This window comes from Neisseria gonorrhoeae (assembly GCF_013030075.1).
Lineage (GTDB): Bacteria > Pseudomonadota > Gammaproteobacteria > Burkholderiales > Neisseriaceae > Neisseria > Neisseria gonorrhoeae.
In genome coordinates this window covers 2,074,534-2,089,820 of the sequence record NZ_AP023069.1, presented here as the reverse complement: position 1 = coordinate 2,089,820, position 15,287 = coordinate 2,074,534, and the positions used below count along the sequence as shown (strand labels likewise).

Annotated in this window: 15 protein-coding genes; 8 read left to right on the top strand and 7 right to left on the bottom strand. The window is 53.9% G+C overall.

From position 1 onward, the window contains the following. Positions 1–48: 48 nt before the first annotated feature. The 4 genes from HT085_RS10995 to HT085_RS10980 form a co-directional block, all read right to left on the bottom strand. Positions 49–141, bottom strand: coding sequence for a methionine/alanine import family NSS transporter small subunit (locus HT085_RS10995; protein WP_010356218.1), 93 nt, complete (start codon positions 139–141; stop codon positions 49–51). After that, positions 138–1,673 (bottom strand): sodium-dependent transporter, encoded by a 1,536-nt coding sequence (locus tag HT085_RS10990; protein WP_010359695.1) that lies wholly within the window; start codon positions 1,671–1,673, stop codon positions 138–140. The genes HT085_RS10995 and HT085_RS10990 overlap by 4 nt, the downstream gene beginning before the upstream one ends. A gap of 703 nt (positions 1,674–2,376) precedes the next feature. Continuing rightward, entirely contained in the window at positions 2,377–4,011 is a 1,635-nt protein-coding gene (gene groL / locus HT085_RS10985) for a chaperonin GroEL (protein WP_003690397.1), read from the bottom strand. A gap of 92 nt (positions 4,012–4,103) precedes the next feature. After that, positions 4,104–4,394 carry a co-chaperone GroES gene (locus tag HT085_RS10980; RefSeq protein WP_003687059.1) on the bottom strand — a complete coding sequence of 97 codons (291 nt, stop codon included), beginning with the start codon at positions 4,392–4,394 and terminating at the stop codon, positions 4,104–4,106. Between the two features lie 505 nt (positions 4,395–4,899). On the opposite strand from HT085_RS10980, the gene fetA reads away from it, so the two are divergent. The 7 genes from fetA (at position 4,900) to HT085_RS10945 (ending at position 11,831) form a co-directional block, all read left to right on the top strand. Beyond that, complete coding sequence (gene fetA, locus HT085_RS10975) at positions 4,900–7,041, top strand: TonB-dependent siderophore receptor FetA/FrpB (RefSeq protein ID WP_014580446.1); 2,142 nt, start codon at positions 4,900–4,902, stop codon at positions 7,039–7,041. Positions 7,042–7,192: 151 nt separating this feature from the next. After that, on the top strand, positions 7,193–8,158 hold the full coding sequence (locus tag HT085_RS10970; RefSeq protein WP_003696524.1) for a siderophore ABC transporter substrate-binding protein: 966 nt from the start codon (positions 7,193–7,195) through the stop codon (positions 8,156–8,158). Between the two features lie 17 nt (positions 8,159–8,175). Further along, positions 8,176–8,367, top strand: coding sequence for a hypothetical protein (locus HT085_RS10965; protein ID WP_162098110.1), 192 nt, complete (start codon positions 8,176–8,178; stop codon positions 8,365–8,367). Between the two features lie 18 nt (positions 8,368–8,385). Beyond that, a complete protein-coding gene (locus tag HT085_RS10960) occupies positions 8,386–9,354 on the top strand; it encodes an ABC transporter permease (protein ID WP_003696522.1) in 969 nt (322 codons plus the stop codon). Next, positions 9,344–10,318, top strand: a complete 975-nt coding sequence (locus HT085_RS10955; RefSeq protein WP_003690387.1) for an iron chelate uptake ABC transporter family permease subunit — start codon at positions 9,344–9,346, stop codon at positions 10,316–10,318. The genes HT085_RS10960 and HT085_RS10955 overlap by 11 nt, the downstream gene beginning before the upstream one ends. Positions 10,319–10,362: 44 nt before the next feature. Then, the gene (locus tag HT085_RS10950) at positions 10,363–10,989 is read left to right on the top strand and encodes an FmdE family protein (RefSeq protein WP_003690385.1); all 627 of its coding nucleotides are present in this window, start codon (positions 10,363–10,365) and stop codon (positions 10,987–10,989) included. Between the two features lie 83 nt (positions 10,990–11,072). After that, positions 11,073–11,831 carry an iron ABC transporter ATP-binding protein gene (locus HT085_RS10945; protein WP_003687045.1) on the top strand — a complete coding sequence of 253 codons (759 nt, stop codon included), beginning with the start codon at positions 11,073–11,075 and terminating at the stop codon, positions 11,829–11,831. A gap of 34 nt (positions 11,832–11,865) precedes the next feature. Here HT085_RS10945 and HT085_RS10940 read toward each other — a convergent pair whose 3' ends face one another. Then, positions 11,866–12,519, bottom strand: coding sequence for an IS1595 family transposase (locus HT085_RS10940; protein WP_048596920.1), 654 nt, complete (start codon positions 12,517–12,519; stop codon positions 11,866–11,868). On the opposite strand from HT085_RS10940, the gene HT085_RS10935 reads away from it, so the two are divergent. Continuing rightward, positions 12,505–13,812: a YadA-like family protein gene (locus tag HT085_RS10935; RefSeq protein ID WP_012504094.1), complete on the top strand. Its 1,308-nt coding sequence runs from the start codon at positions 12,505–12,507 to the stop codon at positions 13,810–13,812. The two genes, HT085_RS10940 and HT085_RS10935, sit on opposite strands and share 15 nt — an antisense overlap. A 138-nt stretch (positions 13,813–13,950) precedes the next feature. On the opposite strand, the gene coaD is transcribed toward HT085_RS10935, so the two are convergent. Next, positions 13,951–14,466 carry a pantetheine-phosphate adenylyltransferase gene (gene coaD, locus HT085_RS10930; RefSeq protein WP_003687042.1) on the bottom strand — a complete coding sequence of 172 codons (516 nt, stop codon included), beginning with the start codon at positions 14,464–14,466 and terminating at the stop codon, positions 13,951–13,953. A 129-nt stretch (positions 14,467–14,595) separates the two neighbouring features. Next, positions 14,596–15,279: a Bax inhibitor-1/YccA family protein gene (locus HT085_RS10925; protein ID WP_003687040.1), complete on the bottom strand. Its 684-nt coding sequence runs from the start codon at positions 15,277–15,279 to the stop codon at positions 14,596–14,598. Between the last annotated feature and the right edge of the window lie 8 nt (positions 15,280–15,287).

Genomic DNA, 15,287 nt, shown 5'->3' with positions numbered 1-15,287 from the left:
AAATGCCGTCTGAAGCGGTTCAGACGGCATTTTTAACGTTCTAAAGGCTTACTCTTCCGGCAGCCTTAACAGGGAAAGCAGCAGCCCGCCCCAAATCACCGCGATGGCGGCAACCATCATCACAATGGCGGAAGTACTCATTTTTCTCCTCCTTGTTCATGTTCGTGTTCGTCTTTGACATTAAAATCCTGACCGTGTTTCCAAGGCAGCAGCGACAGCAGCAGCCCGAACATGATTAACGCCGCCGACATCCCCCAGCCGAAAATATTGAGGAAACCATCCGGATAATCGCCGTAGTTTTTTTCCAACAATCCGGCGGTGTCCTGATACAGCATATAGCCGAGCATCACGACGGTAAACACGACGCAGGCCGTCCACAAGCCGCCGACGCGGATGGAGGACAAGGCGTTCAGGTGCCTGCGTAATTCCGGCAACCTGCCGCCGATGATGATGGCGGCAACATAAACAAAGCCGGCGGCAACAATGCCGTAGGTGTTGACGAATTTGTCCATCACGTCCAAAACAGGCAGCCCCGTCGCCGTACCGAACAGCAGCGTGGAAACAATGCCCATCGGAATGCAGACCAGCAGCGTGGCGTTGACGCGCCCGATGTTCAGCTTGTCCTGAATCGCCGCCACAATCACTTCAAGGATGGAAATCATCGACGTAACGCCGGCGAACACCAGCGAACCGAAAAACAATATGCCGATCAGCCAGCCCATCGGCGCCTGGTTGATAATGGTCGGAAAGGCGATAAACGCCAAACCGATGCCGCCGGAGGCAACCTCGTTGACCGCCTTGCCGCCCGCCTGCGCCATAAAGCCCAATGCGGCAAACACGCCGATGCCCGCGAGCAGTTCGAAGCTGCTGTTGGCAAAACCGACCACCAGCCCCGTTCCGCCCAAGTCGGTTTTTTTCTTCAAATAAGAAGAATAGGTAACCATAATGCCGAAGCAGATGGAAAGCGAAAAGAAAATCTGCCCGTATGCCGCCACCCAGACCTTGGAATCGGCGAGTTTCGACCAGTCGGGCGTAAACAATGCGTCCAAGCCCTTTGCCGCACCCGGCAGCGTCAGCGAAATGCCGACCATAATCAAAAACATCACCAAAAGCAGCGGCATAAAGAACGACGAGGCGCGCGCCACGCCCTTTTGCACGCCCAAAGCCATAATGGCGGCGGTAAAAACCCACACGCCCGCCAAAGGGCCGGCGACTTTGCCGACAAAATCCAAACCCAAGGCTTCCGGGCCCGCCATTTGCAGGAAGTCCTTAAAGAAAAAACCCTGCGGATCCGCACCCCAGGCGGCGTTGACCGAATAATAGGTATAGCTTGCCGCCCAACCGATAATCACTGCGTAATAGATGCAGATGACGATATTGGTCATCACGTTCCACCAGCCGACCGGCTCGAACCAGCGTCCGAGGCGGCGGAAAGCCAAGGGCGCAGAACCCCGGTAACGGTGGCCGATGGCATAATCGAGCAGCAGCAGCGGGATGCCCGCCGTCAGAAGCGCTACCAGATAGGGCAGGATGAATGCGCCGCCGCCGTTTTCAAAAGCAATATAGGGGAAACGCCAAATATTGCCCAAGCCGACGGCGGACCCGATGGCGGCAATCATAAACGCGCGGCGCGTGCCGAATGTGGCGCGTTCTTTCGTTTTGGAATCAGACACGTTGGTACCTCTTGAATTATTTATTAAAAACAAGCCGTTATAGGCAAACATATATAGAAACAGCGTCTGACAGGGATAATGTCTTCTGAAAAAACAAACCGGCTTGTGGCCGATTGTTTACAATCTATGTGCTTATCGTAAAAAATTTTAACGCCGATGGCAAGCGGTGAAGGCTTGAAAACGAAAAATTTTTTATCCAAATACAAAAACCACTCCATAAGAAACAACCGCCAACTTCCCCGTCATTCCCGCAAAAACAGAAAAACAAAAACAGAAACCTAAAGTCCCGTCATTCCCGCGCAGACGGGAATCCAGACCCCCAACGCGGCAGGAATCTATCGGAAATAACCGAAACCGGACGAACCTAGATTCCCGCTTTCGCGGGAATGACGGCGGAGAGGTGCTGTTTTTCCGATAAATTCCTGCCGCTCTTCGTTTTTGGGATGGCGGGAAATATAGCGGATTAACAAAAATCAGGACAAGGCGGCCAGCCGCAGGCAGTACGAATGGTACGGAACCGGTTCGCCCGGTGCTTGGGCGCCTTAGGGAATCGTTCCCTTTGAGCCGGGGCGGGGCAACGACGTACCGGTTTTTGTTAATCCGCTATAATTTTAAGGTTTGCGCCTTAGCCGCACTTATTCGCAAAAAAACCGCACGGCGTTGACCGTGCGGCTTGTTGTCTGAAGGTTTCAGACGGCATTGCTTACATCATGCCGCCCATACCGCCCATTCCCCCCATATCGGGCACAGCCGGTTTGTCTTCGGGGATTTCGGCAATCATGCAGTCGGTCGTCAGCATCAGACCGGCGATAGACGCGGCGTGTTGCAGCGCGGAACGGGTTACTTTGGCAGGGTCGAGTACGCCCATTCCGATCATGTCGCCGTATTCGCCGGAGCCTGCGTTGTAACCGTAGTTGCCTTTGCCTTCCAACACTTTGTTCACCACCACGCTGGGTTCTCCGCCTGCGTTGGCAACGATTTGGCGCAGCGGAGACTCAACGGCGCGCAATACGATTTGTACGCCTGCGTCTTGGTCGGCATTGCCGGTGTGCAGGTTTTCCAAAGCGGCACGGGCGCGCAACAGGGCTACGCCGCCGCCTGCAACCACGCCTTCTTCAACGGCTGCGCGGGTAGCGTGCAGCGCGTCTTCCACGCGGTCTTTTTTCTCTTTCATTTCGACTTCGGTCGCCGCGCCGACTTTGATCACTGCCACGCCTCCTGCCAGTTTGGCAACGCGCTCTTGCAGTTTTTCTTTGTCGTAATCGCTGGTCGCGGTTTCGATTTGTTGGCGGATTTCGGCAACACGCGCTTCGATTTGGGCTGCGTCGCCGAAGCCGTCGATGACGGTAGTGTTTTCTTTACCGATTTCGATGCGTTTGGCTTGACCCAAGTCGTCCAAAGTCGCTTTTTCCAAAGACAGGCCGACTTCTTCGGAAATCACTACGCCGCCGGTCAGGATGGCGATGTCTTGCAGCATCGCTTTGCGGCGGTCGCCGAAGCCGGGGGCTTTGACGGCAACGGTTTTCAGGATGCCGCGGATGTTGTTCACGACCAAAGTCGCCAAGGCTTCGCCTTCTACGTCTTCAGCGATAATCAACAGCGGGCGGCTGGCTTTCGCCACTTGTTCCAACACGGGCAGCAGGTCGCGGATGTTGCTGATTTTTTTGTCGAACAGCAAAACAAACGGATTGTCCAGACCGGCGATTTGTTTTTCCGCGTCGTTGATAAAGTAAGGGGACAGGTAGCCGCGGTCGAACTGCATACCTTCAACCACGTCCAGCTCGTTTTCCAAAGATTTGCCGTCTTCAACGGTAATCACGCCTTCTTTGCCGACTTTTTCCATCGCTTCGGCGATAATCGCGCCGACTTGTTCGTCGGAGTTGGCGGAAATCGAGCCGACTTGGGCGATTTCTTTGGAAGTATCGCAAGGTTTGGCGATGTTTTTCAGCTCTTCAACCAAAGCGGCAACGGCTTTGTCGATGCCGCGTTTCAGATCGGTCGGGTTCATGCCGGCGGTAACGTATTTCATGCCTTCGGCAACGATGGATTGTGCCAATACGGTGGCGGTAGTCGTACCGTCGCCGGCTACGTCGTTGGTTTTGGACGCGACTTCTTTCACCATTTGCGCGCCCATATTTTCAAACTTGTCTTTCAGTTCGATTTCTTTGGCGACGGTAACGCCGTCTTTGGTGATGTGCGGGCCGCCGAAAGCGCGGTCAACCACTACGTTGCGGCCTTTGGGGCCCAAGGTTACGCGCACGGCGTTTGCCAGAATGTTCGCGCCGTTTACCATTTTTTGGCGGACTTCATTGCCGAATTGTACGTCTTTTGCTGCCATTTCAATTCTCCAAAAATCATTAAAACTGTCTGATAAAACCGTTTATGCCGTCTGAAGGCGGTTTGCCGTTTCAGACGGCATCGTGTCCGTATTTATTTTTCAACGATGCCGAAAATATCTTCTTCGCGCATTACCAACAGCTCTTCGCCGTCGGCTTTTACGGTTTGGCCGCTGTATTTGCCGAAAATGATTTTGTCGCCGGCTTTGACATCCAGCGGACGGCGCGCGCCGTCTTTGCCGATTTTGCCCGCGCCCACGGCGATGACTTCGCCCATATCGGGTTTTTCGGCGGCCGCACCCGGCAGGACGATGCCCGATGCGGTTTTTTCTTCAGCTTCCAAGCGTTTGACGACGACGCGGTCGTGTAAAGGACGGATGGTCATATTTATGCTCCGATAAATGGTTTGAAAACAATCATCTGCCCGAACGGTTCGGACAAATTGAAGTGGAAACCGGGCTGCCGCCTAACGGCCTGCCCGTACAAGTCGGCAAAATTAGGGTGTGTGCGGGAAAATTCAAGTGAGGCGGAAAAAAATTTATTTCCGCCGTTTTTTATAGTGGACTAAATTTAAACCGGTACGGCGTTGCCCCGCCTTAGCTCAAAGAGAACGATTCTCTAAGGTGCTGAAGCACCAAGTGAATCGGTTCCGTACTATCTGTACTGCCTGCGGCTTCGCCGCCTTGTCCTGATTTTTGTTAGTCCACTATACATTTCCGACAAAACCTGTCAACAAAAAACAACGCTTCGCAAATAAAAACGATAATCAGCTTTACACAACCCCCCCCCCCGCTAATATAAACAAAAATAATTATTATTATTTTTTCTTATCCTGCCAAACCTTAACGGTTTGGCTTAACTTCCCTTCATACACTCAAAAGGACGAACAAATGAACGCCCCGTTTTTCCGCCTCAGCCTGCTCTCGCTCACACTTGCCGCCGGCTTTGCCCACGCGGCAGAAAATAATGCCAATGTCGCATTGGATACCGTTACCGTAAAAGGCGACCGCCAAGGCAGCAAAATCCGTACCAACATCGTTACGCTTCAACAAAAAGACGAAAGCACCGCAACCGATATGCGCGAACTCTTAAAAGAAGAGCCCTCCATCGATTTCGGCGGCGGCAACGGCACGTCCCAATTCCTGACGCTGCGCGGTATGGGTCAGAACTCTGTCGACATCAAGGTGGACAACGCCTATTCCGACAGCCAAATCCTTTACCACCAAGGCAGATTTATTGTCGATCCCGCTTTGGTTAAAGTCGTTTCCGTACAGAAAGGCGCGGGTTCCGCCTCTGCCGGTATCGGCGCGACCAACGGCGCGATCATCGCCAAAACCGTCGATGCCCAAGACCTGCTCAAAGGCTTGGATAAAAACTGGGGCGTGCGCCTCAACAGCGGCTTTGCCGGCAACGAAGGCGTAAGCTACGGCGCAAGCGTATTCGGAAAAGAGGGCAACTTCGACGGCTTGTTCTCTTACAACCGCAACGATGAAAAAGATTACGAAGCAGGCAAAGGTTTCCGCAATGACAACGGCGGCAAAACCGTACCGTACAGCGCGCTGGACAAACGCAGCTACCTCGCCAAAATCGGAACAACCTTCGGCGACGGCGACCACCGCATCGTATTGAGCCACATGAAAGACCAACACCGGGGCATCCGCACTGTGCGTGAAGAGTTTGCCGTCAGCGAAAAAAATTCACGGATAACTATTAAACGCCAAGCCCCTGCCTACCGCGAAACCACACAATCCAACACCAATTTGGCGTACACCGGCAAAGATTTGGGCTTTGTCGAAAAACTGGATGCCAACGCCTATGTGCTGGAAAAAAAACGCTATTCCGCCGATGACAAAGATAACGGCTACGCAGGCAATGTAAAAGGCCCCAACCATACCCGAATCGCCACTCGGGGCATGAACTTCAACTTCGACAGCCGCCTTGCCGAACAAACCCTGTTGAAATACGGCATCAACTACCGCCATCAGGAAATCAAACCGCAAGCGTTTTTGAACTCGGAATTTGAAATAAAAGATAAAGAAAAAGCAACTAATGAAGAGAAAAAGAAGAACCGTGAAAATGAAAAAATTGCCAAAGCCTACCGTCTGACCAACCCGACCAAAACCGATACCGGCGCGTATATCGAAGCCATTCACGAGATTGACGGCTTTACCCTGACCGGCGGGCTGCGTTACGACCGCTTCAAGGTAAAAACCCACGACGGCAAAACCGTTTCAAGCAGCAGCCTTAACCCGAGTTTCGGCGTGATTTGGCAGCCGCGCGAACACTGGAGCTTCAGCGCGAGCCACAACTACGCCGGCCGCAGCCCGCGCCTGTATGACGCGCTGCAAACCCACGGCAAACGCGGCATCATCTCGATTGCCGACGGCACCAAAGCCGAACGCGCGCGCAATACCGAAATCGGCTTCAACTACAACGACGGCACGTTTGCCGCAAACGGCAGCTACTTCCGGCAGACCATCAAAGACGCGCTTGCCAATCCGCAAAACCGCCACGACTCCGTCGCCGTCCGCGAAGCCGTCAACGCCGGCTACATCAAAAACCACGGTTACGAATTGGGCGCGTCCTACCGCACCGGCGGTCTGACCGCCAAAGTCGGCGTAAGCCGCAGCAAACCGCGCTTTTACGATACCCATCCTAAAAAACTGTTGAGCGCGAACCCCGAGTTTGGCGCACAAACCGGCCGCACTTGGACGGCCTCCCTTGCCTACCGCTTCAAAAACCCGAATCTGGAAATCGGCTGGCGCGGACGCTATGTTCAAAAAGCTACGGGTTCGATATTGGCGGCAGGTCAAAAAGACCGCGACGGCAAATTGGAAAACGTTGTACGCCAAGGTTTCGGTGTGAACGACGTCTTCGCCAACTGGAAACCATTGGGCAAAGACACGCTCAATGTCAATCTTTCGGTTAACAACGTGTTCGACAAGTTCTACTATCCGCACAGCCAACGCTGGACCAATACCCTGCCGGGCGTGGGACGTGATGTACGCTTGGGCGTGAACTACAAGTTCTAAAACGCACATCCCGAAAAAATGCCGTCTGAAAGCCTTTCAGACGGCATCTGTCCTGATAATTTGATATAGGTTATCATTTATCCTTTCTAAAGCCGTTCCGGTTTGTCCGACCGGCGGCTTTGCCCCAATATCCCCATTTTGGAGACACCCTATGTTGCGTTTGACCACATTGACCCTCTGCACCGTCCTCGCCTTGGGCGCGTGTTCGCCGCAAAATTCCGACCCTGCCCCACAAGCCAAAGAACAGGCGGTTTCCGCCGCACAATCCGAAAGCGCGTCCGTTACCGTCAAAACCGCGCGCGGCGACGTTCAAATACCGCAAAACCCCGAACGCATCGCCGTTTACGATTTGGGTATGCTCGACACCTTGAGCAAACTGGGCGTGAAAACCGGTTTGTCCGTCGATAAAAACCGCCTGCCGTATTTAGAGGAATATTTCAAAACGACAAAACCTGCCGGAACTTTGTTCGAGCCGGATTACGAAACACTCAATGCCTACAAGCCGCAGCTCATCATCATCGGCAGCCGCGCCGCCAAGGCGTTTGACAAATTGAACGAAATCGCGCCGACCATCGAGATGACCGCCGACACCGCCAACCTCAAAGAAAGTGCCAAAGAGCGCATCGACGCGCTGGCGCAAATCTTCGGCAAACAGGCGGAAGCCGACAAGCTGAAGGCGGAAATCGACGCGTCTTTTGAAGCGGCGAAAACCGCCGCGCAAGGCAAAGGCAAAGGTTTGGTGATTTTGGTCAACGGCGGCAAGATGTCCGCCTTCGGCCCGTCTTCACGACTGGGCGGCTGGCTGCACAAAGACATCGGCGTTCCCGCTGTCGATGAATCAATTAAAGAAGGCAGCCACGGCCAGCCTATCAGCTTCGAATACTTGAAAGAGAAAAATCCCGACTGGCTGTTCGTCCTCGACCGCAGCGCGGCCATCGGCGAAGAGGGTCAGGCGGCGAAAGACGTGTTGAACAATCCGCTGGTTGCCGAAACGACCGCATGGAAAAAAGGACAGGTCGTTTACCTCGTTCCCGAAACTTATTTGGCAGCCGGCGGCGCGCAAGAGCTGCTGAACGCGAGCAAACAGGTTGCGGATGCGTTCAACGCCGCGAAATAATGAAACGGCGGCATTCGATGCCGTCTGAAACACGGATGCAAACCGCTTCCTGTGTTTCAGACGGCATTGCCCGATACGGGCGTTATCGCGGGAATGGCGGCAAGCGTTTTGATTGGAACTTGCCCCATCCTCTGCCCGTCCGGAGGTTTCAAACAAGGTTTTCCGCTCCGACGGTTCGGACTGCCTTGTTTGAATCTCCTACGCCGTAACGCTTTTCCCTTCTGTTTATGACTGCCAAACCTTTTTCCCTCAACCTGGCCAACCTCCTGCTGCCGGCGGTGTTGTTTGCCGTCAGCCTGTCGGTCGGCGTTGCCGATTTCCGCTGGTCGGATGTGTTTTCGCTGTCCGACAGCCAGCAAGTGATGTTCATCAGCCGCCTGCCGCGCACGTTTGCGATTGTGTTGACGGGCTCGTCGATGGCGGTGGCGGGGATGATTATGCAGATTCTGATGCGCAACCGTTTTGTCGAGCCTTCTATGGCGGGTGCGGGCCAAAGTGCGGCTTTGGGTTTGCTTCTGATGTCCCTGCTGCTGCCTGCCGCGCCGCTGCCGGTCAAAATGTCGGTTGCCGCCGTTGCCGCGCTGATCGGGATGTTGGTCTTTATGCTGCTGATCCGCCGCCTGCCGCCGACGGCGCAACTGATGGTGCCGCTGGTGGGGATTATTTTCGGCGGCGTGGTTGAGGCGGTGGCGACGTTTATCGCGTATAAAAACGAAATGCTGCAAATGCTCGGCGTGTGGCAGCAGGGCGATTTTTCGAGCGTGCTGCTGGGGCGGTACGAGCTGCTTTGGATTACGGGCGGTTTGGCGGTGTTTGCCTACCTGATTGCCGACCGGCTGACGATTTTGGGGCTGGGCGAGACGGTGAGCGTGAATTTGGGTTTGAACCGGACGGCGGTGTTGTGGTCGGGTTTGATTATTGTGGCACTGATTACATCGCTGGTCATTGTAACGGTCGGCAATATTCCGTTTATCGGGCTGGTCGTGCCGAATATCGTCAGCCGCCTGACGGGCGACAGGCTGCGCCAAAGCCTGCCTGCGGTCGCCCTCTTGGGCGCGTCTATGGTGCTGCTGTGCGATATTTTGGGACGCATGATTGTGTTTCCGTTTGAAATTCCGGTCTCCACGGTTTTTGGTGTGTTGGGTACGGCTTTGTTTTTGTGGCTTTTATTAAGGAAACCTGCCCATGCCGTCTGAAAAAAATATCGGTTTTATGGCAGGAAGCAGCCGTCCGTTGCGGGTCGCCTTTGCGCTGTTGCTGGTTTCCTGCATCCTGTTTATGACGGTCAACGTCAAAGGCGATTGGGACTTTGTCTTGCACCTGCGCCTGACCAAGCTTGCCGCGCTGCTGATGGTCGCCTATGCGGTCGGCGTGTCCACTCAACTCTTCCAAACGCTGACCAACAACCCGATTCTGACCCCTTCGATTTTGGGTTTCGATTCGCTGTATGTGTTTTTGCAGACCTTGCTGGTGTTTACGTTCGGCGGCGTGGGCTATACATCCCTGCCGTTGACGGGCAAATTCGGCTTTGAACTGGTTGTTATGATGGGCGGCTCGCTGCTGCTGTTTTACACGCTCATCCGTCAGGGCGGGCGCGATTTGCCGCACATGATTTTAATCGGCGTGATTTTCGGGATTTTGTTCCGCAGCCTTTCCTCGCTGCTTTCGCGCATGATAGACCCCGAAGAATTTACCGCCGCGCAGGCGAATATGTTTGCCGGATTCAATACCGTCCGCAGCGAGCTTTTGGGCATAGGCGCGCTGGTCCTGCTCGTCAGCGCGGCGGTCGTTTGGCGCGAACGCTACCGCTCGGACGTACACCTTTTGGGGCGCGACCAAGCCGTCAATTTGGGCATCAGCTACACGCGCAACACCTTATGGATACTGCTTTGGATTGCCGCATTGGTGGCGACGGCGACCGCCGTGGTCGGCCCGGTAAGCTTTTTCGGGCTTCTCGCCGCCTCGCTTGCCAACCACTTTTCCCCGTCCGTGCGCCATTCCGTCCGCCTGCCGATGACGGTTTGCGTCGGCGGCATCCTCTTGGTCGGCGGACAAACCGTATTCGAACACTTCTTGGGCATGAAGGCGGTATTAAGCGTGGTGGTCGAATTTGCGGGCGGACTCGTTTTCCTCTATCTCGTTTTAAAACACAAAAAATGACGGATGCCGTCTGAACGGCAGCCCGCCCCGAAAGGACAAACCATATGACGCAAGAACGTTTACCCGAATTTTTCGACCGCGCCCCGACGCTGACCGTACAAGACCCGCTTGCCGCATTCCTCGGCGCGGCCGAAAACGGCATCCTCACTTACCGCTACGCCGATGCCGTGCGCCTGTGCGGACATTCCTGCCCGACCGTCGCGGGCGCGTACCTGATGGTTATCAAAGGCCTGAAAGCACTTTACGGCGAAGAGCTGCCCGAACGCGGCGGCATCGAAGCCGCCATGCAGGGAACGCGCGACGAAGGCACGGTCGGCGTAACCGCGTCCGTCGTCCAACTCCTTACCGGCGCAGCCCCCGAAACCGGCTTCGGAGGCATCGGAATGCAGGGACGCTTCGCCCGCCGCAACCTCTTATCCTTTGGTGCAGGCGAAATCAACGGCACACTGACCCTGCGCCGCAAAGACAACGGCAAAACCGTTGCCGTCAGCCTCAACGCCGCCCTGCAACCCTTTGCACCTCAAATGCGCGACATCATGCCCAAAGCCGTCGGCGGCAGCGCAAGCGCAAAAGAACTCGAACGCTTCGGACAACTTTGGCAGGCACGCGTTAAAGCATTTTTGACCGAATCGGCGGACGACCCGCAGTTCGTCATCGTCCGCGAACTGTGAACGTTCAGACGGCATTCCGAATTCCAAATGCCGTCCGAACCCCCGCCAAACAACAACAAACCTACGCCCGACAAGCATCCGCCATGATTACCATCCGCAACGTCAGCTACCGCATCGGCACACACCCCATCCTCGACAACGTCAGCCTCGACATCCCCGAAGGCGGCATTACCGCGCTAATCGGCCCCAACGGTGCGGGCAAATCCACCCTGTTTTCCTTTATGGCGCGGCTGCGCCCGCTTGAAAGCGGCAGCATCGCCTACCGAGGCAAAAACCTTGCCGGCACCCCCACCGCCGAACTCGCCCGCACGCTCTCCATCCTCACCCAAGAAAACAGCATCATGAGCCGCATCACCGTGCGCGACCTGCTGATGTTCGGCCGTTACCCCTACCATCAAGGCAGACCGACTGCCGAATGCCGCCGTATCGTTAACGGTGCAATCGAAGAATTCCACCTGCAGGACCTCTCCGACCGCTACCTGACCGAACTCTCCGGCGGACAACGCCAACGCGCCATGATTGCGATGGTGTTCTGCCAAAGCACCGACTACGTCCTTTTGGACGAACCGCTGAACAACCTCGATATGTATCACGCCCGCTCGCTCATGCAGATTCTGCAAAAGCTCACGCACGAACACAAACGCACCACCGTCGCCGTATTGCACGACATCAACCAGGCCGCCGCCTACGCCGACCACGTCGTCGCCATGAAAAACGGCAAAGCCGCCCTGACCGGCACACCCGAAGAAGTGTTCACCGTACACAACATCAAAGAACTGTTCGACATGGACGTGGACGTACTCGACTACGAAGGCAAAAAACTCATCGTCCACCACATCTGAAGCTCAAAAAGAAAGGGGCTGTACTAGATTATCCCTAAATTCCACACCGATCCCGCAGGATTTTTAGCTGCCGGGACGGTGTGCCGAAGTTAAGTCGAAATTCGCATTCCCTCAACAACGGCGGGAAAGGTTTACGATCGATTCCGTTGTATTTTCGCAAGGCGCGTTTTGCCTGATTCCAAAAGTTCCCAATGCCGTTAATGTGGTTCCGACGGTCTGCAAATTCCTTGGAACGGTTGGTGCGGCAACGGGTAAAACCGCCCGCGTCCGACTTGTCGCGGCTGCCCGGGCTATCGGCATAAACAATACCGTCCGGCATGATTTTCTTTTTGACGGCAGGGGGCAACGTTTCAGGCTCGGCATCGTCCGCGGCAACGGTATAGGCCCGCCCGTTGCGTTTCGGAATGCCGAAGACAACCGCTTTTCCTGCCGCGCCGCGACCGCGTCTGCCTTTACGCCGTCCGCCGAAACAGCTTGCGCCCGGCCCGGCGGGGCGCTCGAAAACCTCATCGGCAGCCAAGGCCAAACGATGGTTGGCAACCGTGCGGATTTTACGGTAAAACAGTGCCGCCGAATCGGGATGGATACCCAAAATATCGGCGGCAGAACGGGCGGTAACTTCCGGTACAAAAGAACGGAGCGGTTCTTTTTGTACTTCTTTCTTTAATTTGCAGTGTGTTATCTTCATATTTCGAGGGTAACATATCTGCTAATCTGGTACAGCCCCAAGAAATATGCAGTAGCATTAGGATCTAGTTCTACTGCCAGTGGAGAGTATTCCTATGCGTCGGGCTATAATTCTGTTGCCAGTGGAAATAAATCCTATGCTGCAGGCTATGCTTCTGTTGCCAGTGCAGAAGGCAGTGTTGTAATTGGCGATTCAAGGCAAGTAAAACCGGAAGCAGATCAAGGGGTTGCAGTAGGTTCTAAAGCAACGGTAAAGAACAAAGCTAAACAAAGGGTTGTGGTAGGTTCTGAGGCAAAGGTAAATGCAGAACGTGGTATTGCGATTGGTAAAGAAGCCAAAGCAGGGGGCAAAACAACGAACACACTGTTAGATGGACCGGCATATTATGCGGACGCTATTGCCGTCGGGTATCAAGCAGAGGCTGGCAAAGGTGGCGCCATCGCTTTGGGAAAACAAGCAAAAGCAACGAAGCAAAATGGAATGGCACTTGGCGTAGAATCAGAAGCTGCCGGTGATTTTAGTACCGCCGTGGGTAATGAAAGCAAGGCAAAGGGGCAAGGCGGCGTAGGTCTCGGTAACCAATCTAAGGCAGAGGCAGATTTTGCGGTGGCTGTGGGGAATAAGGCTGAAGCGACTAAGGAAAACTCACTTGTCATTGGCCGATATGCAAGGGCAAACGGAAATCATTCTGTGAGTTTAGGATCTCGTAGTGAAATAAAAGATGGTGTGAGCAATTCTGTGGCACCGGGTTATGGTTCAGTAGCTAGTGAGAATAATGTCGTCTCTGTTGCCTATAAAGAAACACCACAATCTACAGAACTTTCCTATAGAAAAATTGTAGGTGTTGATGATGGTGTCAATGATTTTGATGCCGTCAATGTACGCCAGTTGAAAGCGATGCAAGGACAAAATATGGCTGAGCTATTTTCAGTACGCAGCGAAGTGCGTGGTGTGGCAGCGAGTAGTGCAGCCCTATCGGCTCTGACTCCATTATCCTATGATGCAAACAATCCTACGCAGTTTATGGTCGGTTTCGGCACATACAAAGGACGTCAAGCTATGGCATTAGGATTGTCCCATTTCGTCAATGACCGCTTTATGGTAAAAGTAGGCGGAACCTTAGGCGGCAATAAGACGGGACATATGATGAATGTAGGCTTGACTTGGAAATTTGGAACGAGCCAAGGTGTTCCGGCTACAAGTGATAAGGTGCTTATGGAACAGTTGATGCAAGATAATCGTCAATTAAAGGCACGATTGGAGAAATTAGAAGCACGTCTGAATGCTATGTAGCCTTGTGGCGATAACGGTTTATTGAGTATATCGCCAATGATAAAGTGCATAATTTTCAAACCGTTGATAATATACAATAAATTGTAACCAATACCTCAAACGGGTTTGAACCCGAATATGCCTGACAGGAACTTTCTGTCAGGCATTGTTGTTGTGATGTTCTGCAATCATTTTTTGGTACACGGCCGGCGGCACATATCTTTTGACGGTTTCCATCCAGCCCTCGGGCCCGACCAGTCCTTTGATCATAGTGGACGACACTTCGGCGATTTCGCGCGGCGGCATGAGGAATACGGTAGATATTTCGGGTGCGAGGTCGCTGTTGATATGGCGCATGGAGCGTTCGTATTCATAATCGGAGGTGGAACGGATGCCGCGCACGATGAATCCCGCATCTACCTCACGGGCGTAATGCACCAAAAACCGGTTTTGAAACACTTCAATTCTGACGTTTGGGAAGTTGTCGGTAATGGCGCACAACATATCCTGCCTTTCAGCGGCGGTATAGGTGTTGCGTTTGTCGGGATTGATGCCGATGGCGACGATGAGTTCGTCAAACATAGATTGCGCCTGCCGTATCATCCACAGATGCCCCAATGTGGGCGGATCGAAACTGCCGGCATAAACGGCGCGGCGCGGTGTATTCGGTAACATTTGATTCCTCCCGGCTTCATAGCCGGCTGTGTTTTTATGTGTTTGCATCCGTATTGTATGCCCAAAACAAAATGCCGTCTGAAAATAAGTGCTTTCAGACGGCATGGTTTGCATGGTGTTTCGCCTACATCAGTCGTCGCCGTTTAAGGACAGCAGGATGTTGAGCAGGCTGCTGAAGATGTTGTAAAGCGAGATAAACAGTGTCAGTGCCGCGCTGATGTAACTGTCTTCGCCGCCGTCGATGACGGTGCGTACCTGCCACATAATCATTAAGGAACTGAACAAGACAAAACCGGCGGAAATGGTCAGGGCGAGTGCGGGAATACCCAAAAACAGATTGGCAACCACGGCGACCATCAGAATGACCGCACCTACGGTCAGGAAGCGTCCGAGCGCGTTCATATCGAGCCGGGTTCGGCGTGCCAATGCGGACATCGTTAAAAAGACGGCGGCGGTCATCGCGGCGGCAATGCCGACGATTTTCGCACCGTCGGCAATATGGAGTGCGTATTGCAGCACGGGGCCGATCAATACGCCCATACCGAATGTGAATACCATCAGCAGGGTAACGCCGGTATTGCTGTAACGGTTTTTTTCGATGAAGTGGATCATACCGTAGAAAAACGCCAATACGACGGCAAATCCTATCCAGCGCGAACCGAAGGCGGCGTAAAAATTGAAACCGGCATTGGCGGCAAGTGCCGCGCCTGCGGCTGCCGGAATGAATGAAAATCCGAGCAGGCGGTAGGTTTTCTGCAGGACGGTGTTTTTAGAAACCGTATGCGCGGTGTAGTCGTAAACGTCGTGTTGCATATCATCTG